This is a genomic window from Kitasatospora sp. NPDC028961 (assembly GCF_055564815.1).
Genome location: NZ_JBVHVO010000003.1, coordinates 449,895 through 468,572, shown reverse-complemented (window position 1 = coordinate 468,572; position 18,678 = coordinate 449,895). Strand labels below are relative to the sequence as shown.

Sequence of the window (18,678 nt, the reverse complement as noted above, 5' to 3'; positions counted from 1 at the left end):
TTGGCGGACCACCCCCCCGAGTGCGCTAATGTATGTCCCGCAGCGAGCGCCGAGGAGCCCGGGGAACCGGGGGCCGAAGCGGAAGCTCGATCCCCCATAGCTCAATTGGCAGAGCAGCCGACTGTTAATCGGCAGGTTATTGGTTCGAGTCCAATTGGGGGAGCTCAGGTGGCGGGCCTTCGGGTCGGCCGTCCTGGCCGTGGTGCGACCGTGGTCCACCGCGATCCCGCATAGCTCAATTGGCAGAGCAGCCGGCTGTTAACCGGCAGGTTTTTGGTTCGAGTCCAAATGCGGGAGCTTCACCGGTCCCGCCCGGTGAGTGCTCAGAGCGAAGGCCCCCCGGCCACCGGGGGGCCTTCGTGTTTCCCCGACTCGACCCGACCCGACCTGACCTGACCCGACCCGACCGGGCCGGGCCGGATCGGGGCAGTCGGGATCAGGCGGTGGCCTGCCGGTACAGCGCGGCGACCCGCTCGTCGAAGGTGACGCTGTACGAGGTGCCGGGCGTCTCCCCGCCCTCCTGGTAGCCGCCGATCACGCCGACCACCGCGCCGGTCGTGGTGACCCAGGGGCTCCCGCTGGTGCCGTCGGTGTAGCCGCCGCAGTCGAAGCGCTCCTGGGTCGGACTCTGTGAGCGGGTATGTGCCGAACAGGTGATCGGTTCATCGCTTCCATTGGGATAACCGGTCACCGAGACGGCGAGGCCGAAGCCCTGGCCGGTGCCGAGCGGGTTGCCGCCGACCGCGTCCTCGATGTCCCGCCCGCCCGCCGCCCGCAGGGTGACGAAGGCCACGTCGTACTCGGGGTCGTCGTCGGAGACCCAACGCGGATCCACGGTGATCGACTCGACCGGCCAACTCCCGTACGGCGAGTACCCGTTGCGATAGCCGGGGGTGAACACCAGGCCGTCCAGCAGGCCGATCCGGCGGCTCTGCACGCAGTGCGCGGCGGTCACCAGCAGATTGCGCCCGGGGCTCTGCACCACGCTCGCCGTACAGGCCCGCGGGCCCTGCGGGGTTCGCACCGAGAGGGTGCCGATCCGGTCGCCCACCGGGCTCCGCGGCGCCACCTCGGCGGTCGGCGCCCGGTCGCTCCCGCCGCAGGCGGCGCCGGCCAGCAGCAGGGCCGCCAGGGCGGCCGCCTGGGCCGCGCGCGCGGGCCGTACCGGGCGGGGGTCCATCGGGGCTCCGTCTCGTCCTCGGGGCGGGCCCTGCCGGTCCTGCGGTCCGCCGTTCGTGAGGAAGATCTACCAGGCCGGGCGCGGCGACGCCAGCCCGGCCCGGTCAGCCCGTGGCCCGGTCGTAGAGGGCCCGCACGCGGTCGCCGAAGTAGCAGCTGTACGAGGTGTCGGGGCTGTTGCCGCCCTCCTGGTAGCCGCCGATCACGCCGACCACGGTCCCGGTCCGGGTGTCCGGGTCGAAATCCGTCACCCAGGGGCTGCCGCTGGTGCCGCCGGTCCAGTCCGGGCAGTCGATCCGCAGCTGGGAGGGGCTCTGTTCGGAGGTGGTGTTGCTGCAGGTGATCGGGACGTCGCTGGTGCCGGGGTAGCCGGTCACCTTCACCGGCAGCCGGTGGCCGCGGTCGACGCCCAGCCGGTTGGCGCCGAGCACCTGCTGCACCTGCCGGCCGCCCTGCGGCTGGACCACGGCGAAGGCGACGTCCACGTCCGGGTCGGCGCCGTCCTTCCAGGCCTGGTCGACGGTGACGGCCAGCAGGGGCCAGACGCCGCTCGGGGTCTCGCCGTCCCGGTAGCCGGGGACGAAGACCAGGTCGCCGCGCTGACCGAGCTTCGGGTCCCAGACGCAGTGCGCGGCGGTGACGATCAGGTTCAGCCCGGCGCTGTCGACCACGCTGGCGGTGCAGAAGTGGTCGCCGTCCGCGTTGCGCGTGAAGACGGCGCCGACCAGGCCGTTGAGCACGGTGGGCTTGGCGGTGCGGGTGACGCCGGTGTGCCGGGCGAGCGCGCCGCGGAGCCGCTCGCTGCTCCAGCCGTGGCTGTCCGCGGGGGCCGTGGCCGGGTGGGAGCTCACCGTCGGGGTGGCGCCGCCGGGGCCCGCCGCCGTGGTGCAGCCCGCCGCCGCCAGGACCGCCAGCGCGGCGCCGGCCGCCGCCAGCTCACGTACCGTCATCCGCCCAGGCTCCCGGGGCCGCCACGGGCCCGCCAGTGGGGCTGCTCCGGCCGGGGAGGCGTGAGTGTCCGGGCGCACCCATGTGCGCCCCCGGCGCGCACCACGGGTGATCGACCGGCTATGCTGCCCGGGACGGCCTTCCGGGGCCGTCTGCTGCTGCCGTGACCGGGTCACCGGCGCGCGCGGCGAACCGGGGCGGTAGCTCAGCCGGTTAGAGCAGGGGACTCATAATCCCTTGGTCGTGGGTTCGAGTCCCACCCGCCCCACCTTTCGCCCGGACGACCGGGCTTGACCAGGTGTGGTCATCTGCACGAACTCTAGTGACCGGCGACGGCGGCGACTGTACCGACAGGCCGGGAATCACCCGAATAGGGCCGCTTCGAAGCCACGTTGACGCCCCCGGCGGCCGCCGCGCCCGTTCCCCCGCCTTCGTGGCACTCGCCGCCTTCGCGCTCCTCCCCGGCTTCCGCGGTGAGTACCGACCCACGGGACGGGTCCGCCGGGCACGGTGGCGGCCCCGCACAAAGGCGTGGGGCCGCCACCGTACCCGGTGACGTCCCCACGCCTTGGACGCGGCGTCGGCGGCTCAGCCGAGCTTGGCCGGCTGGACGGTCAGGCCGCCGTGGCCGTCGGGCTTGAGGACGGAGACCGCCAGCTCGGGGTGCTTGCCGCCGGCCGTCAAGGTCCTGAGGTCCGCGAGCACCGGCGAGGCGTCGTCGACGTAGAAGCGCAGTGGCGTCGGCGACGCGGCGGCGAACTTCACCACCTCCTCGGCACTGCGGCGGGTGAGCGACCAGGCCCACGGCTCCCAGGCACTGCCCTGGTTCCGGTTCAGCACGCTGAGCCAGAGGTTGTCCTCCGCCGAGCCCCAGTCCCCGTTGTCCTCGTTCCAGGCACGGGTGCCGGCGAGCGAGACCGCGATCCGGCCGTCCTGCGGGTGGTTGGCCTCGATCACGGCGATCCGTTGGGCGATCGCCGGCTGGGCGTCCTCGCCGCGCAGCAGTGCGCGGCCGGGGCTGCCCGACCAACCCGGCAGTTCACTGCCGGGGCCGGCGTTGCTCAGGACGGCGAAGCCCAGGCAGCCGGTGGCCGTCAGCAGGGCCACCCCGGTGCGGAGCCGGTCCGCCCGGGGCCGGCGCGCTCCCGGGACCGTCCGCTCGCTGCGGCCTGCGAGCACCCGGCGGCCGAGCAGCGGCAGCAGGGCGGCGCCGAAGCAGATCACCCCGACCACCATCAGCTGGTGGATCATCTTCTCGTAGAAGTAGGAGGTCGAGCCGACCGTGACCAGCTGGTACTCCATCACTCCGAAGCAGAGTGCCGAGACCGCGGCGAGCGTGAGCAGGGCGACCCGGCGCGGCCTGTCGGCCAGCGAACGCCGGGTCAGCAGGGCCCCGAACGCCGAGACCACCAGCGGCATGAGCAGGTGGCGGCCGACCGGGGCTATGCCGCCGGGCAGGGTCAGCACGTCCGCCGAACCGGCCGACTTGGCGTTGACGAGCGGCGGGAACAGCACGAGCGCGCCCGCCACCACGGCGACGGCCAGCACGGTCGGCCAGTGCCGACGCCAGCCGCGCCAGTGCACGACCGCCCAGGCGAGCACGGTGGCGGCGGCGGCCGGCAGCAGCAGGTAGTGGCCGAAGGAGACGCCCACCGACAGGGCCCCGAGGGCGACGACCTGTTCCCGGACGCGGTTCAGCGGCCGGATCGCCAGGCCGACGAGCAGGGCGAGCAGCCCGAGCGCGAAGATCTCGCTCAGGAAGCCCCGGGCGTGCATCCGGGGCAGCTCGACGACCACCAGGTACACGGACGTCGGCAGGGCGAGGGCCAGGCCCCGCCAGCCGCGCAGCGCCGGGCCGGCGGCACGCTGCACCGCCCAGAGGACGGCTGCCGTGAGGCCGGCGGTGACCATCGCGAACAGTGCCACGAAGAGCGAGATCTGGGTGAGTGCCGAACCCCGTTCGGTGCCGCCGTGGAGGAAGCTGGTGACCACGGCCATGGTCAGGTGGCTGCCCTGCGGGTAGGTGCCGAGGCCCTGCGTCACGGTCGCGGCCGCGTCGCCCTGGTGCAGGGAGGTGAGGCCGCCCAGACGGAGGATGGTGTCGTAGAGCGCGGCGTGCCTGGCGAGGTCCTCGGCCGTGATGATGCCGGCCAGCCGCTCGACGGCGTTCCGGCGGACGACCGGGTAGAGCAGGAACGCCGAGGACGCGGCGACGCAGAACAGCAGGGGGAGGTCCCGGGTGGGGACCAGCAGGCGGAGCCGGTCGCGGAGCGGGTGCCGCGGGCCGGCCGGCCGGGGGCCCTGCGCGAGCAGGACGGCGACCAGCAGGACGGAGGTGGCCTCGGCCAGCGCGACCGGGTGGAGGCCCCAGGGCCAGTAGCCGGCCAGCAGGCTGAGCGCGCAGGCCCAGCCGATCAGCAGGCCACCGGAGATCATCAGCCGGTCGAAGGCGGAGGCCCGGGAGCGGATCAGCGACGCGGCGGCGAACCAGACGAGTGCGAAGGTCACGAGGTCGGCCGAGGCCAGGTGGAGCACCGGCGGGAGCCCGAGGAGGGCGGCGGCGAACCAGAGCTGCCGGGAGTTCGGGCGGCGACTGTCCCGCGGAACGCGGAACCGTCCGCCCCCGGCGGAACCCTGTCCCGTCGTCACCGGATCCTCCACAGATCTGACGGGCGTCGCGATCGACATCTATCCCCCATGGACATGATGAAAAGTTGAGAATATTGAGCAGTAAGTATGAATATCCGTGCCAGCACTAGTGTGAGCCATGGTGCGTGTGCTCAGCGCACCGGGGAGGCCCGGGCGGGCGATCCCAGCGCCCCGGTCGGACCGCTGTCCCGTCCGGCCCGCGGCCGCAGGGGCGTCGCCGCCGGCTCCGTATCCTGGCCCGATGCTCGAACCCGCACTGCTGCCGACGCCGCTGACGGACTGCACCGACGAGGCGTTGGCGCGGGCCGGGGTGGAGCTCCGGCTCAAGCGCGACGACCTGCTGCACCCCACGGTGCCGGGCAACAAGTGGCGCAAGCTCGCACCCAACCTGGCGGCCGCCGTGGAGCAGGGGCACACCCGGCTGCTGACCTTCGGCGGTGCCTACTCGACCCATCTGCGGGCGGTCGCGGTGGCGGCCGGCGCACTCGGGCTGGAGAGCGTCGGGCTGGTGCGGGGCGAGGAACTGGCCGGCGCCCCGCGCAACTGGTCGCTGCGGGCGGCCGAGGCGGCGGGCATGCGGCTGGAGTTCCTGCCGCGGTCGGCCTACCGGGAGACGGCCGGCCGGTGGGCGGTCGACGCCGGGGTCGAGGCGGCTCTGCGGCGGCGCTGGGGCCCCTGCCTGGTCCTGCCGGAGGGCGGCTCCAACGCCTTGGCGGCGATTGGCGCGGCGGCCGTTCCGGCGGAGCTGCCCGACCTCGGCGCACGGGACGTCGTCTGCTGCCCGGTCGGCACCGGCGGCACCCTCGCCGGTATCGCGGCCGGACTGCCGCCCGGCGCGCGGGCGCTCGGCGTGGCGGTGCTGCGCGGCGGCGCCGGCTACCTGGAGGGCGAGGTCGCCCGGCTGCACCGGGCCGCGTACGGCCGCGAGTTCGACAACTGGCGGATCGACCACGACCACCACGGCGGCGGCTACGGCAAGGTGCCGGCCGCGCTCGCCGCCTTCGCCGAGGACTTCGAGCGGCGCCACGGGATCGCGCTGGAGCACCGCTACGTCGCCAAGCTGCTCGCCGCCCTGACGGAGCTGGCCGCCGCCGGTGCCTTCCCGGCCGGCACCCGGCTGACCGCGGTGGTCACCGGCCTGCCCGACCCGCAGCAGGGCCGGCCCTCGCCGACCTGACGGGCCCGGGACGCCCGCTGGTGCGACCACGCGTCCCCGGCCTTCCGGCGGGAGGTGTCGCCATCGCGCGGATCTCCTCCGCCCGCGCCGCGCGGACCCCGACGCCGCCGCTCCCTAGCCGAAGGTCAGGTTGGCGCAGGGGTCGGTGTCGGCCCCGCGGGCGTTCTCGGCGATGCCGGTGGGGACGCCGGTCGGGGTGCCGGTGGCGGCGGCACCCGGTGCGGCCGTCCGGTCGGCCGCCGGCCCGGCCGGGGCCCCGGGGGCACCCGCGACACCGGGGGTGCCCGGGACGGGCCCGGTGGTCGCGGTGGGGTGGTAGTCGCGGCCGAGCGTGATGACGATGCCCCCGGCGCCCGGCTCCTCGACGGACCGGGCCTGCGGGAAGACCAGCGCCAGCTGGTCGGCGGCGGTCTTGAAGGCCGGGTCGTACGCGATCTCGGTGCGCAGCCGGCTGCCGCCGGTGGCGTCCAGGGTGATGTTCTGGAAGCCCTTGGCGCGGACCGCCTCGGCGCCCTTCCCGGCCAGCCCCGGGGTGCCGACCCCGTTGACCACGGTGATCGGCACGGCCGACTGCTCGGGCGAGAGCGCGGTGGGCGAGGCGTCCGGGGCGGCGGAGGGCGAGGCGGCGGCCGGGTCGGCCGCCTGGCCGGTGCTCTGCCCGTCCAGGGTGCGGTCCTCGCGCAGCAGCTTCCAGAGGGTGTCCACGTCGGGGTGGACCAGCGCGACCCGTTCGCCGGAGAAGCGCCAGGGGGTGGTGACGAAGGTGATGTCGGAGAGCTTGATGCCCTGCAGCGACTGGGCGAAGTCCACCAGCTTCATCGCGGTGCCCAGGCCCTCGTCCACGGTGAGCGAGCGGGTGGCGGCGTCGGCCAGCGGGAGCAGGGTCGGCAGCGAGAAGCCGAGCCCCTGGATCTTGCTGATCATCGCGGAGAGGAAGGCCTGCTGGCGCTTCATCCGCCCGATGTCGGAGTTGTCGCCGAAGCCGTACCGCGCCCGCAGGTAGTCGACCGCGGGCTGCCCGGAGAGCTTCTGCAGCCCCTTCCTGAGCTTGATGTTGTGCGAGTTCACGTCGTTCGGGACGCAGACGTCCACGCCGTTGATCGCCTCGGTCATCGCGGCGACGCCCTTGAAGTCGACCACGATGGTGTGGTCCACCCGCAGGCCGGTGAGCGCCTCGACGGTGTTCTGCGTGCAGGCGGGGTTCCCCTGGGGGAACTCGCCTATGGTGAACGCCGAGTTGAACATCTGGTTGGTCCGGGGCTCGGTCCACCGGCCGCTGGGCAGCTTGCAGGCCGGGATGGTCACCAGCGCGTCGCGGGGGATCGAGACGCCGACGGCGTGCTTGTGGTCCGCGTAGACGTGCAGCAGGATCGCGGTGTCCGAGTGGCCGACGCCCTCCTCGCCGCCGCCGAGGTCGGCGTTGCCGTCGGTGCGGGTGTCCGAGCCGAGCACCAGGACGTTGACCGGGACGGACGCGCCCGGGGTGACCGGGACGGGGGCCGGCGGCCGCTCGGTCGCGACGCCGCCCGCGTCGAAGGTGGTGATGTTGCTGTCCAGCCGGTGGTAGAACCACGCCCCGGCCCCCGCCACCGACAGCACGAGAACGGCGGCGAGGCCCACGGCGGTCTTCACGATGCGCCGCCGGCGCGAGCTGCTGCTCATCCCCCGGGCCCCCCGTCTCCTGATGTCGTCCCTGCACGCACCGGCCCATGGGCAGGCCCGTGCGAATCTCGAACGTTAGACGTTTCGGGGGAGGGTTCGGTTACAGCCGACGGGCGGCCAATTCGGCCGGATCGGCCCCGGGGCCTGTGATGCTTCTCACTCGGCCGCTTCTCATGCGCCGGGGCCGGAGGCTCCCGCCAGCATCCGGCGGAGCAGGTCGCGCAGCGCCGTCCGCTCGTCCGGGCCGAGCGCGGCCAGCGGTTCGCGGGCGAAGTTCAGCGACTCGCGCAGCTCCTCGGACGCGGCGGAGCCGGTCTCGGTGGCGGCGACGAGCTTGACCCGGCGGTCCTGCCGGTCGGCCTCCCTGGTCACGAAGCCGCGCGACTCCAGGCGGTCGACGATGCCGGTGATGTTGGAGGGCTCGCAGCTGAGCGTCTGGGCGATGTGGCGCATCGGCATCGGTCCGCGCCGCAGCAGGGCGAGGACCTTGGCCTGGGCGCCGGTGAGCGAGCGGGCGGCGGCGGCCTCCTCGTACTCGCGGTGGAAGAGCGCGACCAGATTGGCCATCAGGTCGACGACCTCACGGGTGATCTCGTCGGGCTGCGGCGTGGCGGCCCCGGTCGGCTGGGTGTCCATGGGTGACAGTCTACCTGAACAGTTGACAACCTGAACCTTTCATGTCCATCGTTACTTCAGTCGCTCAACCTTTCAGGTCGCGCGGCATCACCGGGGGACCACCCAGACACCTCAAGGAGCACCACCGATGGCAACGCAGGAAGCGCCCGCCACCGCCCGCGAATGGCACCTCGCCGCCCGCCCGCAGGGCTGGCCGGTCCCGACGGACTTCGCCCTGGTCGAGGCACCGGTCCGGACCCCGGGCCCCGGCGAGATCCTGGTGCGCAACGCCTACCTCTCGGTCGACCCCTACATGCGCGGCCGGATGAACGACGTGAAGTCCTACGCCCCGCCGTTCCGGCTCGGCGCGCCGATGGACGGCGGCGCGGTCGGCTACGTGGTCGCCTCCGCGGCCGAGGGCTTCGCCCCGGGCGACGCCGTGCTGCACGGCCTGGGCTGGCGCGAGTACGCCACCCTGCCCGCCGAGCAGGCGGTGAAGGTCGACCCGGCCGCCGCACCGCTCTCCGCCTACCTCGGCGTCCTCGGCATGACCGGTCTGACCGCCTACGCGGGCCTGCTCGCGGTCGGCGGCCTCAAGGAGGGCGACCGGGTCTTCGTCTCCGGCGCGGCCGGCGCGGTGGGCTCGATCGTCGGCCAGATCGCCCGGCTCAAGGGCGCCTCGCTGGTGGTCGGCTCGGCCGGCTCGGCGGAGAAGGTCGCCCGGCTGGTCGAGGACTTCGGCTTCGACGCCGCGTTCAACTACAAGGACGGCCCGGTCCACGAGCAGCTCGCCAAGGCCGCCCCGGAGGGCATCGACCTCTACTTCGACAACGTCGGCGGCGACCACCTGGAGGCCGCGATCGGCGCGCTCGGCGTGCACGGCCGCGCGGTGCTCTGCGGCGCGATCGCCCAGTACAACGACACCACCGCCCCGGCGGGCCCGCGCAACCTGGCGCAGGCGATCGGCAAGCGGCTGCGCCTGGAGGGCATGCTGGTGCGCGACCACGCGGCCCTCCAGCCGCAGTTCGTCGCCGAGGTCGGCGGCTGGCTGCGGGAGGGGAAGCTGCGCGAGGAGCAGACCGTGGTGGACGGCTTCGAGAACACCGCGGAGGCCTTCCTGGACCTGCTGCGCGGCGCCAACACCGGCAAGATGGTGGTCCGCCTGGACGGCTGACGCCGGATCGGCCCGTCGACCGCCCCGTCGCCCTCCCCGGGCGCGGGGCGGTTTGCGTACCGGGCGCAGGGAGGCGGGCCGCACTACCGCATTCTGGCCCGATCCGAAAGTGCGTCAGTCATGGTGCGGGGCGGCGCGGTACGGTGGTCCCGCCCGACGATGGGGCCGTTCGGGGGAGAGATCCCACCGAGGGGTGGACCTCCTTGGGGATTCGATTAGCATTGAGCGAAAGCCTGTCCGTTTTGCTCAATTTAGTGGCTTAATGTCGGCTAACGTGGGTAACTGTGGATCAACTACAGGCGCGAACGCGAGGCAGCTGGGGAAGGCGACCCTCGTCCACAGCCTGGAGGTCCCGGTGACGACACGTGGAGTCCTGTACGTCCACTCCGCGCCCCGCGCGCTGTGCCCGCACGTCGAGTGGGCCGTCGCGGGGGTGCTCGGTGTGCGGGTGAGTCTGGACTGGATCCGCCAGCCGGCCGCGCCCGGGCACTGGCGGGCCGAGCTCTCCTGGCAGGGAGAGACCGGTACGGCCTCGAAGCTCGCCTCCGCGCTGCGCGGCTGGCAGTTGATGCGGTACGAAGTCACCAGTGAGCCCTGCGCCACGGCGGAGGGCGAGCGGTACAGCAGCACGCCCGCGCTCGGCATCTTCCACGCCGTCACGGGCATCCACGGCGACATCCTGATCCCCGAGGACCGGCTCCGCGCCGTCCTGCTGCGGGCCCGCAGCGAGGGGGCCGACCTGGAGGCGGAGATCGCCCGGCTGCTCGGCAAGCCCTGGGACGACGAACTGGAGCCCTTCCGCTACGCCGGCGAGGGCGCCCCGGTGCGCTGGCTGCACCAGGTGGTCTGAGTCAGGTGCTCTGAGGCAGATGGTCTGAGTCAGGTGGTCCGGGCCGGAGCCGTCCGGCCCGGACCATGACGAAGGGGCCGGCGCTCGTCACGAGCGCCGGCCCCTTCGTCATGGGCGTCGGAGCGGGCCTCAGACGGTGCGGAAGGCCAGCACCACGTTGTGGCCACCGAAGCCGAACGAGTTGTTCAGCGCGGCGATCCGGCCCTCCGGCAGCTTGCGCGGCTCGTCCCGGACGATGTCCGCGTCCACGTCGTCGTCCAGCTCGCCGACGTTGATGGTCGGCGGGGCGATCCGGTTGTACAGGGCCAGCACGGTGGCGACGGTCTCGATGCCGCCGGCGCCGCCCAGCAGGTGGCCGGTCATCGACTTGGTCGCCGAGACGGCGATGTGGTCGAGGTGCTCGCCGAGCTCCTTGCGCAGCGCCTTCAGCTCGGCCGTGTCGCCCTGCGGGGTCGAGGTGGCGTGCGCGTTGACGTGCACGATCTCGGCCTTGTCGAGCGGGTTGCGCTCGAACAGGTCGGCCAGCGCACGGGCCACACCGGCACCGGTGGGCTCGGGCTGGGCGATGTGGTGGGCGTCCGAGGAGAGGCCCTGACCCACCGCCTCGCAGTAGATCCGGGCGCCGCGGGCCTCGGCGTGCTCGACCGACTCCAGCACGACCACGCCCGCGCCCTCGCCGAGCACGAAGCCGTCGCGGCCCTTGTCGTACGGGCGGGAGGCGCCCTCGGGGTCGTCGTTGTTCTTGGACATCGCCATCATGTTGGCGAACGCGGCGATCGGCAGCGGGTGGATCGCGGCCTCGGTACCACCGGCCACCACGACGTCGGCGCGGCCGCTGCGGATCATCTCGATCGCGTAGCCGATCGCCTCGGCGCCGGAGGCGCAGGCGGAGACGGGGGTGTGCACACCGGCCCGGGCGCCGACCTCCAGGCCGACGTTGGCCGCCGGGGAGTTCGGCATCAGCATCGGCACGGTGTGCGGGGAGACCTTGCGGGCGCCCTTGTCCTTCAGCACGTCGTACTGGTCGAGCAGGGTGGTGACACCGCCGATGCCCGAGGCGATCACGGCGCCCAGGCGCTCCGGCGCGAGCTTGGAGGAGTCGTCGGTGGCCGGCGTCTCGTAGCCGGCGTCGGCCCACGCCTCGCGGGCCGCGATCAGCGCGAACTGCGCCGAGCGGTCCAGCCGGCGGGCCAGCGGACGGGGGAGGACCTCGCCCGGCTCGACCGCGGTGCGCGCGGCGATCCGGACGGGCAGCTCGGTGGCCCACTCCTCGGTCAGGGCAGCCACTCCGGAGCGCCCGGCGACCAGGTTCTCCCAGGTGGTGGCGGCGTCGCCGCCCAGCGGCGTGAAGGCGCCGATACCCGTGACGACCACGGTACGGTTTTCAGCGGTCACTGGATCTTCTTCTCTCACGTTTGTGCGGGGGGCGGCGGCGAGCCGTGGATGGCCCGGCCGGGCGCCCGGTGGGGCGTCCCGGCCGGCGTGTCGGCCGCCTGCTGGAGGCGACCGACGTCAGGCGTCGAACGAGTCGAACGCTCAGGCGTTGGCGAGGATGTAGTCCACCGCGTCGCCGACGGTCTTCAGGTTCTTGACCTCGTCGTCCGGGATCTTCACGTCGAAGCGCTCCTCGGCGGCCACGACGACCTCGACCATGGAGAGCGAGTCGACGTCCAGGTCATCGGTGAAGGACTTGTCGACCTCGACGTCCTCGGTCGGGATGCCGGCGATCTCGTTGACGATCTCAGCGAGACCTTCCAGGACCTCGTCCTTGGTAGCCATACTGGCTGCTCCTCTTCGGTGTTGAATGCGCCGCCCGGCGGACGGACGCAGGCTTGTGGATGGGTTGGGGCGAAAGTTGCCTAGGGGAGCGTAACGACTGCTGCCGCGTAGACCAGACCCGCCCCGAACCCGATGATCAGCGCGAGGTCCCCGCTGCGGGCCTCACCGCTTTCCAGCATGCGTTCCATCGCCAGCGGGATGGAGGCCGCGGAGGTGTTGCCGGTCTCGGTGATGTCGCGTGCGACGGGCACCGATTCGGGCAGCTTCAGCGCCTTGATCATGGCATCGGTGATGCGCATGTTGGCCTGGTGGGGGATGAACGCGCCCAGCTGGTCGGCGGTGATCCCCGCGGCGTCGAGCGCCTGCTGGGCCACCTTGGCCATCTCCCAGACCGCCCAGCGGAAGACCGACTGGCCCTCCATGCGCAGGGCCGGCCACTTGATCTCCTCGCCGGCGCCGTTGACGGCGTCCTCCTTGGCGAAGGCGGTGTCCCAGGCCTGGGTCTGCGAGATGACGTCCTTCTGGGAGCCGTCCGAGCCCCAGATGACCTTGCCGATTCCGGGCGTGTCGGACGGGCCGACGATCGCGGCACCGGCGCCGTCACCGAAGATGAAGGCGGTCGAGCGGTCCGACTGGTCGGTCAGGTCGCTGAGTCGCTCCACGCCGATCACCAGCACGTACCCGGCGCTGCCGCCGCGGATCATGCCGTCGGCCAGGCCCAGGCCGTAGCCGAAGCCGGCGCAGGCGGCCGAGATGTCGAAGGCCGGGGCGGTGCCGCAGCCCAGCCGCTCGGCGATCTCGGTGGCGATCGCGGGGGTCTGCTTGAGGTGCGAGACGGTGGCGACGATCACGCCGCCGATCTGCTCGGGGCTGATCCCGGCCTGCGCGATGGCCTTGCCGGCGGCCTGCACCGACATCTCGGCGACGGTCTCCTCCGGGCCGGCCCAGCGCCGCTCGGCGATCCCGCTGCGGGTGCGGATCCACTCGTCCGAGGAGTCGATCCAGTTCAGGACCTCGGAGTTGGGGATCACCCGGACCGGGCGGTAGCCGCCGACGCCGTGGATGCGCGAGTAGCGGGCACCGGTGACGGGCTTGATCTGGGGCTGGCTCATGCCTTGTTCTCCTGATCCTGACCGCCGTGCTCCGCGACGAGGTCACGGGCCTTGTCCAGATCGGCGGGGGTCTTGAGGGCAAGCGTCGCTACACCCTTGAGGTTGCGCTTGACCAGTCCGGTGAGGGTACCCGCAGGCGCGAGCTCGATGACCGCGGTCGCGCCCAGCCGCTGCAGGGTCTCCATGCAGAGGTCCCAGCGGACCGGGTTGGAGACCTGCGAGACCAGCCGGTCCAGCACCTCGGTGCCGTCCGTCACGACCTCGCCGTCCCGGTTGGACACGTAGGTGACCTCCGGGTTCGCGACCGTCAGGGTCGGGGCGAGCTTCGCCAGCCGCTCGACACCGGGCGCCATGTGCTCGGTGTGGAACGCGCCGGCGACCTTGAGGCCGATCAGCCGGGAGACCGGCGGCGGGTCGGCCTTGAGGGCCTCCAGCTGGGCTAGCGTGCCGGCCGCGACGATCTGGCCCCCGCCGTTGTTGTTGGCCGGGGTCAGGCCGTGCTCCGCCAGCTTGGCGGCGACGACCTCGGGGTCGCCGCCGAGCACGGCGAGCATGCCGGTCTCGGTGGCGGCGGCGGCCTCGGCCATCGCCAGGCTGCGTTCGCGGACGAAGGTCAGCGCGTCGTGGGCGGACAGCACCCCGGCGCCGGCGGCGGCGGTGATCTCACCCACGCTGTGACCGGCCACGGCACCGACCAGCGCACGCGCGCGGTCCTCGTCCGGGAACAGCGCGCGGGCGGTCACCAGACCGGCCGCGACCAGCAGCGGCTGGGCGACGGCGGTGTCCTTGATCTCCTCGGCGGACGCCTCTGTGCCGGCGTGCACCAGGTCGAGCCCGGCGACCTCCGACCAGCCGCGCAGGCGGTCGGCGACGCCGTCGAGCTCCAGCCAGGGGCTGAGGAAACCGGGGGACTGGGCACCCTGTCCAGGGGCGACGATTACGAGCACGGTTCAACCCTCTCTCGCCAGGCGCCCGGGGGCGGGTAGGCGACGGTAACGAAGAAAAGCATCCGGGATTGTCAGTTCCCTACATCGGGGTCAACTCTGCTCCCCGGCCGCGGCGAGTCGGCCCAGCGCCAGTGCGATACGCAGCGTGAAGGCCGAACGTACGTCGGAGGGAGCGTAGCCCGTGACGTCTGTCACACGTCGGAGCCGGTAGCGCACCGTGTTGGGGTGAACGAAGAGCATCCGGGCGGCTCCCTCCAGGGAGGAGGCCTGCTCCAGGTAGACACTCAAGGTCTCCAGCAGTGCCGAACCGGCCTCGTCGAGCGGTGTGTAGATCTCCTCCACCAGCTGACGGCGCGCCGCCTGGTCGCCGGCGAGCGCCCGTTCGGGCAGCAGGTCGTCGGCCAGGGCCGGGCGCGGGGCGTCCGGCCAGGCGGCGCAGGCCCGCAGGCCGGCCGCGGCGGCGTGCGCCGAGCGGGTCGCCGACAGCAGGTCGGGCACGGTCGGACCGACCACCACCGGCCCCGGCGCGAACTGGCCGATCAGCGCCCGGGCCGCGTGCACCGGCTCCTTCTCGCCACCGACCACCACCACCAGGCGCTTGCCCAGCACCCCGGTCAGGACGTGCAGCTTGGCGTAGCGGGCGGCCCGGCGGATCGCCTCGACCACCAGCTCGCTGTCGCCGTCCGGCGCGCTGCCCATGACCACCCGGACCTGGCTCGGCTGGCCCCAGCCGAGTGCGGCGGCCCGCGACAGCACGCCCTCGTCCGCGTCGCCGGACAGCAGCGAGTTGACGACCAGCGCCTCCAGCCGGGCGTCCCAGGCCCCGCGCGCCTCGGCGGCCTGGGCGTACACCTGGGCGGTCGCGAAGGCGATCTCCCGGGCGTAGACCAGGACGGACTCGCGCATGTCCGCCTCGTCGCCGGGCGAGGCCACCTCCTCGATGGCCTCCTCCATCACCTCGATGGTGGTGCGGATCAGCTCGACGGTCTGGCGCAGTGTGATCGCCCGGGTCAGCTCCCGCGGCGCGGTACCGAAGACGTCGGTGGAGATCGCCTGCGGGGCGTCGGGGTGGCGGTACCACTCGGTGAAGGCGGCGATGCCGGCCTGGGCGACCAGGCCGATCCAGGAGCGGTGCTCCGGCGGCATCCGCCGGTACCAGCCGAGCTGGTCGTCCATCCGCGCGATCGCGGCGGTGGCCAGCTTGCCCGAGGACTTCTCCAGCCGCTTCAGCGTCGCGACCCGCCGTTCGGCCCGATCGGCCGCGAGTCTGCGCTCCTGCGCGGTCAGGCGTGGCGCCGCCCGCCCGGGCCGGTCCCGCCCGGAGCCGGGCGTCGGGCTCTTCCCGTTCTTGTCGGGCTTGGCGGTCGGATCGTTCTTGGAGTTCGCGGAGGCGGCTGGCACAAGGACAAGACTGCCTCACCGGAGTGACTGCTCGTGCACAGCCCCCGGCGGAGCGGCACGACGGCGGGTGTCGCGCGCCGCGGGCGCGCCGGCCCCGCCCCGGCCACCGGGTCCGCCGGGGAGCGTCGCCGCCGGGGCCGCGGTGCCCGCGGACCGGCCGCGGACCACGCTACGGTGAAGCCCGTGACCGACGCCCCCGCCCGCCCCCGCGCCGACCTGCGCCGCACCGCCGAGCGCTACCGCTCCACCCCGGCCGAGGGCATCGAGACCAGACACGCGTTCTCCTTCTCGGGCCACTACGACCCGAAGAACACGCACTTCGGCGCGCTGCTCGCCTGCAACGAGGAACTGCTCGCCCCCGGGGCGGGGTTCGAGGAGCACAAGCACCGGGACACCGAGATCCTCACCTGGGTCCTGGAGGGCGCGCTGGCCCACCGGGACTCCCGGGGCCACAGCGGGGTGGTCCGCCCCGGGATGCTCCAGTACCTCGGCGCGGGCTCCGGTGTCAGCCACACCGAGCGCAACGTCGGCGGCGCCGACGGGCCGGTCCGCTTCGTCCAGATGTGGCTCCAGCCGGACGTCTTCGACGCGCCGCCGGCGTACGGGCTGCGCCGGGTGGAACCGGCGGACGGCGGGTTGACGCTGCTCGCCTCCGGGCTGGCACGGGACGCCGGGACGGACGCCCTGCGGCTGCGCCGCGGCGACGCCGCGCTCTGGCTGGTGACCGCCGACCCCTGGCAGCCGCTGCCCGCGCTCCCGCCCGCCGCCTGGCGGTACGCCCATCTGACGGCCGGCTCGCTGGGCTTCAGGACGGTACCGGGACCGCAGGGCGGCGGCCGCTCGATGGTGCCCGGCGACAGCGTGCGGATCACCGGCGAGGCCTTCGCCGACCCGACGGCGGGCCAGGACGGCGCCGTCCTGCTGCTCTGGGAGATGCACTCGCCGGTCTCGTACGGCTGAGGGCGGCCCGGTCGGCGCGCCGCCGACCGGGCCCGCCGGGCTCAGCCGCGCAGCTCGGCCAGCACCGCGTCGCCGAGCGCCGGCCAGACCTCGGCGGCCCACGGCCCGAAGTCCCGGTCGGTGAGCGCGACGCAGGCCACGCCGGCCTCCGGGTCCACCCAGAGGAAGGTGCCGGACTGGCCGAAGTGGCCGAAGGTGGCGGGGGAGTTGGTGGTGCCCGTCCAGTGCGGCGCCTTGCCGTCCCGGATCTCGAAGCCGAGGCCCCAGTCGTTCGGCCGGCGGTGGCCGAAGCCCGGCAGCACGCCGCTCGTCCCGGGGAAGGCGACCTCGCGGGTGGCCGCGCGCAGGGTGGACGGGTCCAGCAGCTTGGGCGACTGCAGCTCGGCCGCGAACAGCGAGAGGTCCGCCACCGTGGAGAGGCCGCCGGCGCCGGCCGGGGACTTGTGCGCGGTGTTGATCAGCGTGGAGTGCATCCCGAGCGGTTCGAACACGGCCTCGGCGGCGTAGCGGCCGAACTCGATGCCCGAGGCCTCCTGGAGGGTCCGCGCCAGGACGTCGAACCCGGCGTTGGAGTAGAGCCGGCGGTTGCCCGGCGCGGCCATCACCCGGTGCTCGTCGAAGGCCAGCCCGGAGGTGTGCGCCAGCAGGTGGCGGACGGTCGAGCCGGCCGGCCCGGCCGGGTCGTCCAGCTCGAAGACGCCCTCCTCGACCGCGACCAGCACCGCGTACGAGGTGAGCAGCTTGGTCACCGACGCGAGCGGGAACAGGTGCTGCTGCGGGCCGTGCCCGCCCAGGACCGCGCCGTCCGCGCCCCGCACCACCGCCGCCGCGGCGTTGGGCACCGGCCAGGTCTCGATCATCCGCAAGCTCTCCATGGCGCCGACTCTAACGGGCGGCCGAAGGCGGGTGCCGGGTCACCCGGGTGGCAGGCTTGCCTGGAGTGCACTCCAACTCACTAGCGTCGTCGTCGTCGTTCACCACTGGGGGTACCGATCATGGCCACACTCGCACCGATCGCCGTCGACCTGCGGACCTGCTCCGAGGTGTTCAGCACACCGGTCGGCGAGCCGAACCGGACTCCTCGGCACACGATCAGCGAGGTGGCGGCGGCCAGCGGACTGACCGCCCACACCCTGCGCTGGTACGAGCGGATCGGCCTGCTCGACCCGGTCGACCGCTCCGCCTCGGGCCAGCGCCGGTACTGCGACGCCGACCTGCACCGGCTGGCCTTCCTCGGCCGGCTCCGGCTGACCGGCATGACGGTCGCCGACATGCTCCGGTACGTGGAGCTGGCCCGCCGCGGCGAGCGGACCCTGGAGGACCGGCGCGGGCTGCTGCTCGCCCACCGCGAGGAGGTCCGGCAGCGGATCGCCGACCTGCACGCCACCCTCGCCGTCATCGACTACAAGATCGACCTGTACGCCGGAATGATCGCCGACCGCGGCGCCCCCGCGGACGCCCCGGACCCGGCGGACGGCCCGCGGGGGAGGAAGCGGAGCGCCTGACCCGCCCCTGCCCGCCGGCCGCGAACCGCCCGCCCGGTGCGGGGGTTCAGACCGCGCGGCCCGTCCAGGCGGCCAGCCGGGTGTAGGTGTCGGCGCCGTCCGGCACGGGCTGCACGGCGGCGAACGGCACCGGGCCGCCGCGGTACTCGGGCGACAGCACGGCCTCGGCGACGGCCAGCGCGGTCAGCGCCAACCGCTCGTCCAGGGCGAGCCGGCTGCCGAGCGCTTGGGCGATGTCCCAGGAGTGCGTGACCGTCTCCATCACGTAGCCGCCCAGCGCGGCCCGGCCGGGCACCTCGCCCCAGGGGGCGACGGCGGGGCGGTCCAGCTTCGCGTCGTCCGCCCAGGCGGCGACGGCCCGGGCGCGGGCCCGGTCGAGGGCGGCCGGCCAGGCGTCGTCGGCCAACTCGCCGGTGGCCGCCACGACGTCCTCCGCCCGGCCGCCCTCGCCGATGTAGGCGAGCCGGTGCACGCCGCCGACCACGTGGCTGAGCAGCTGCCGCAGGTCGTACTCGGGGCACGGGGTGGGGCGGTCCAGCGCCTCCGGGGTCACCTCGGCGATCAGCTTCTCCAGCTGGCCGAGCGCGAGCAGGTACGGCGGGCGGGGGTCCTGGGTGGTGTCCATCGGTGATCGGCTCCGTCGAGTGGAAGGGGTTTCGGCTCTCGGGAGGCAATCTCCCGGTAAAACCTGACAACCGCCGTCAGGGTTTCTGGAACCCT

General features: G+C 73.6%; 17 protein-coding genes and 3 tRNA genes. 8 read left to right on the top strand and 12 right to left on the bottom strand.

Features of this window, described 5'->3' with window-relative positions:
- The first annotated feature begins 90 nt into the window (after nucleotides 1-90).
- Nucleotides 91-163 (top strand) — tRNA-Asn (locus ACZ4UX_RS09560).
- A 61-nt stretch (nucleotides 164-224) separates the two neighbouring features.
- Nucleotides 225-297: transfer RNA gene (locus ACZ4UX_RS09555), tRNA-Asn, on the top strand.
- Between the two features lie 139 nt (nucleotides 298-436).
- Here ACZ4UX_RS09555 and ACZ4UX_RS09550 read toward each other — a convergent pair.
- Entirely contained in the window at nucleotides 437-1,180 is a 744-nt protein-coding gene (locus tag ACZ4UX_RS09550; protein ID WP_465706212.1) for a trypsin-like serine peptidase, read from the bottom strand.
- Nucleotides 1,181-1,283: 103 nt separating this feature from the next.
- Nucleotides 1,284-2,129: a trypsin-like serine peptidase gene (locus ACZ4UX_RS09545; protein WP_352289763.1), complete on the bottom strand. Its 846-nt coding sequence runs from the start codon at nucleotides 2,127-2,129 to the stop codon at nucleotides 1,284-1,286.
- Between the two features lie 192 nt (nucleotides 2,130-2,321).
- Here ACZ4UX_RS09545 and ACZ4UX_RS09540 point away from each other — a divergent pair.
- Nucleotides 2,322-2,395: transfer RNA gene (locus ACZ4UX_RS09540), tRNA-Ile, on the top strand.
- 320 nt (nucleotides 2,396-2,715) lie between these two features.
- On the opposite strand, the gene ACZ4UX_RS09535 is transcribed toward ACZ4UX_RS09540, so the two are convergent.
- On the bottom strand, nucleotides 2,716-4,776 hold the full coding sequence (locus ACZ4UX_RS09535; RefSeq protein ID WP_465706211.1) for a hypothetical protein: 2,061 nt from the start codon (nucleotides 4,774-4,776) through the stop codon (nucleotides 2,716-2,718).
- 241 nt (nucleotides 4,777-5,017) lie between these two features.
- Between ACZ4UX_RS09535 and ACZ4UX_RS09530 the strand changes: the two genes are divergently transcribed.
- Nucleotides 5,018-5,953, top strand: a complete 936-nt coding sequence (locus ACZ4UX_RS09530; RefSeq protein ID WP_465706210.1) for a 1-aminocyclopropane-1-carboxylate deaminase/D-cysteine desulfhydrase — start codon at nucleotides 5,018-5,020, stop codon at nucleotides 5,951-5,953.
- Nucleotides 5,954-6,067: 114 nt separating this feature from the next.
- On the opposite strand, the gene ACZ4UX_RS09525 is transcribed toward ACZ4UX_RS09530, so the two are convergent.
- Together ACZ4UX_RS09525 and ACZ4UX_RS09520 are read right to left on the bottom strand one after the other, a co-directional pair.
- The gene (locus ACZ4UX_RS09525; RefSeq protein WP_465706209.1) at nucleotides 6,068-7,615 is read right to left on the bottom strand and encodes an LCP family protein; all 1,548 of its coding nucleotides are present in this window, start codon (nucleotides 7,613-7,615) and stop codon (nucleotides 6,068-6,070) included.
- Nucleotides 7,616-7,786: 171 nt separating this feature from the next.
- Nucleotides 7,787-8,251: a MarR family winged helix-turn-helix transcriptional regulator gene (locus tag ACZ4UX_RS09520; protein ID WP_329487507.1), complete on the bottom strand. Its 465-nt coding sequence runs from the start codon at nucleotides 8,249-8,251 to the stop codon at nucleotides 7,787-7,789.
- A gap of 127 nt (nucleotides 8,252-8,378) precedes the next feature.
- On the opposite strand from ACZ4UX_RS09520, the gene ACZ4UX_RS09515 reads away from it, so the two are divergent.
- Nucleotides 8,379-9,404 carry an NADP-dependent oxidoreductase gene (locus tag ACZ4UX_RS09515; RefSeq protein ID WP_380389245.1) on the top strand — a complete coding sequence of 342 codons (1,026 nt, stop codon included), beginning with the start codon at nucleotides 8,379-8,381 and terminating at the stop codon, nucleotides 9,402-9,404.
- A 355-nt stretch (nucleotides 9,405-9,759) separates the two neighbouring features.
- Nucleotides 9,760-10,254, top strand: a complete 495-nt coding sequence (locus tag ACZ4UX_RS09510; RefSeq protein WP_329487504.1) for a DUF3145 domain-containing protein — start codon at nucleotides 9,760-9,762, stop codon at nucleotides 10,252-10,254.
- Nucleotides 10,255-10,383: 129 nt separating this feature from the next.
- Here the strand turns inward: ACZ4UX_RS09510 and fabF are convergent, their stop codons facing one another.
- From fabF to ACZ4UX_RS09485, 5 genes are all read right to left on the bottom strand, one after another.
- The gene (gene fabF / locus ACZ4UX_RS09505) at nucleotides 10,384-11,649 is read right to left on the bottom strand and encodes a beta-ketoacyl-ACP synthase II (protein WP_465706208.1); all 1,266 of its coding nucleotides are present in this window, start codon (nucleotides 11,647-11,649) and stop codon (nucleotides 10,384-10,386) included.
- Between the two features lie 141 nt (nucleotides 11,650-11,790).
- Entirely contained in the window at nucleotides 11,791-12,033 is a 243-nt protein-coding gene (locus tag ACZ4UX_RS09500) for an acyl carrier protein (protein WP_329487501.1), read from the bottom strand.
- A gap of 80 nt (nucleotides 12,034-12,113) precedes the next feature.
- Entirely contained in the window at nucleotides 12,114-13,145 is a 1,032-nt protein-coding gene (locus ACZ4UX_RS09495) for a beta-ketoacyl-ACP synthase III (RefSeq protein WP_359802924.1), read from the bottom strand.
- Entirely contained in the window at nucleotides 13,142-14,092 is a 951-nt protein-coding gene (locus ACZ4UX_RS09490) for an ACP S-malonyltransferase (RefSeq protein ID WP_329487498.1), read from the bottom strand. Before ACZ4UX_RS09490 ends, ACZ4UX_RS09495 begins: the two co-directional genes overlap by 4 nt.
- A gap of 90 nt (nucleotides 14,093-14,182) precedes the next feature.
- Nucleotides 14,183-15,379 (bottom strand): PucR family transcriptional regulator, encoded by a 1,197-nt coding sequence (locus ACZ4UX_RS09485; RefSeq protein WP_329492090.1) that lies wholly within the window; start codon nucleotides 15,377-15,379, stop codon nucleotides 14,183-14,185.
- Between the two features lie 297 nt (nucleotides 15,380-15,676).
- On the opposite strand from ACZ4UX_RS09485, the gene ACZ4UX_RS09480 reads away from it, so the two are divergent.
- Complete coding sequence (locus tag ACZ4UX_RS09480; protein WP_465706207.1) at nucleotides 15,677-16,453, top strand: pirin family protein; 777 nt, start codon at nucleotides 15,677-15,679, stop codon at nucleotides 16,451-16,453.
- A gap of 41 nt (nucleotides 16,454-16,494) precedes the next feature.
- Here ACZ4UX_RS09480 and ACZ4UX_RS09475 read toward each other — a convergent pair whose 3' ends face one another.
- On the bottom strand, nucleotides 16,495-17,328 hold the full coding sequence (locus ACZ4UX_RS09475; RefSeq protein ID WP_465706206.1) for a serine hydrolase domain-containing protein: 834 nt from the start codon (nucleotides 17,326-17,328) through the stop codon (nucleotides 16,495-16,497).
- 120 nt (nucleotides 17,329-17,448) lie between these two features.
- Here ACZ4UX_RS09475 and ACZ4UX_RS09470 point away from each other — a divergent pair, with 120 nt between their 5' ends.
- Nucleotides 17,449-17,958: a MerR family transcriptional regulator gene (locus ACZ4UX_RS09470; RefSeq protein ID WP_465706205.1), complete on the top strand. Its 510-nt coding sequence runs from the start codon at nucleotides 17,449-17,451 to the stop codon at nucleotides 17,956-17,958.
- Nucleotides 17,959-18,004: 46 nt separating this feature from the next.
- Here the strand turns inward: ACZ4UX_RS09470 and ACZ4UX_RS09465 are convergent, their stop codons facing one another.
- Nucleotides 18,005-18,583, bottom strand: coding sequence for a TIGR03086 family metal-binding protein (locus ACZ4UX_RS09465; protein ID WP_465706204.1), 579 nt, complete (start codon nucleotides 18,581-18,583; stop codon nucleotides 18,005-18,007).
- Nucleotides 18,584-18,678: the final 95 nt, after the last annotated feature.

Bases quoted from the DNA above. Each gene is read 5' to 3' on its own strand.
- ACZ4UX_RS09550 (WP_465706212.1), bottom strand. From the start codon at position 1,180: ATGGACCCCCGCCCGGTACGGCCCGCGCGCGCGGCCCAGGCGGCCGCC.
- ACZ4UX_RS09545 (WP_352289763.1), bottom strand. From the start codon at position 2,129: ATGACGGTACGTGAGCTGGCGGCGGCCGGCGCCGCGCTGGCGGTCCTG.
- ACZ4UX_RS09530 (WP_465706210.1), top strand. From the start codon at position 5,018: ATGCTCGAACCCGCACTGCTGCCGACGCCGCTGACGGACTGCACCGAC.
- ACZ4UX_RS09525 (WP_465706209.1), bottom strand. From the start codon at position 7,615: ATGAGCAGCAGCTCGCGCCGGCGGCGCATCGTGAAGACCGCCGTGGGC.
- ACZ4UX_RS09520 (WP_329487507.1), bottom strand. From the start codon at position 8,251: ATGGACACCCAGCCGACCGGGGCCGCCACGCCGCAGCCCGACGAGATC.
- ACZ4UX_RS09515 (WP_380389245.1), top strand. From the start codon at position 8,379: ATGGCAACGCAGGAAGCGCCCGCCACCGCCCGCGAATGGCACCTCGCC.
- ACZ4UX_RS09500 (WP_329487501.1), bottom strand. From the start codon at position 12,033: ATGGCTACCAAGGACGAGGTCCTGGAAGGTCTCGCTGAGATCGTCAAC.
- ACZ4UX_RS09495 (WP_359802924.1), bottom strand. From the start codon at position 13,145: ATGAGCCAGCCCCAGATCAAGCCCGTCACCGGTGCCCGCTACTCGCGC.
- ACZ4UX_RS09475 (WP_465706206.1), bottom strand. From the start codon at position 17,328: ATGGAGAGCTTGCGGATGATCGAGACCTGGCCGGTGCCCAACGCCGCG.
- ACZ4UX_RS09470 (WP_465706205.1), top strand. From the start codon at position 17,449: ATGGCCACACTCGCACCGATCGCCGTCGACCTGCGGACCTGCTCCGAG.
- ACZ4UX_RS09465 (WP_465706204.1), bottom strand. From the start codon at position 18,583: ATGGACACCACCCAGGACCCCCGCCCGCCGTACCTGCTCGCGCTCGGC.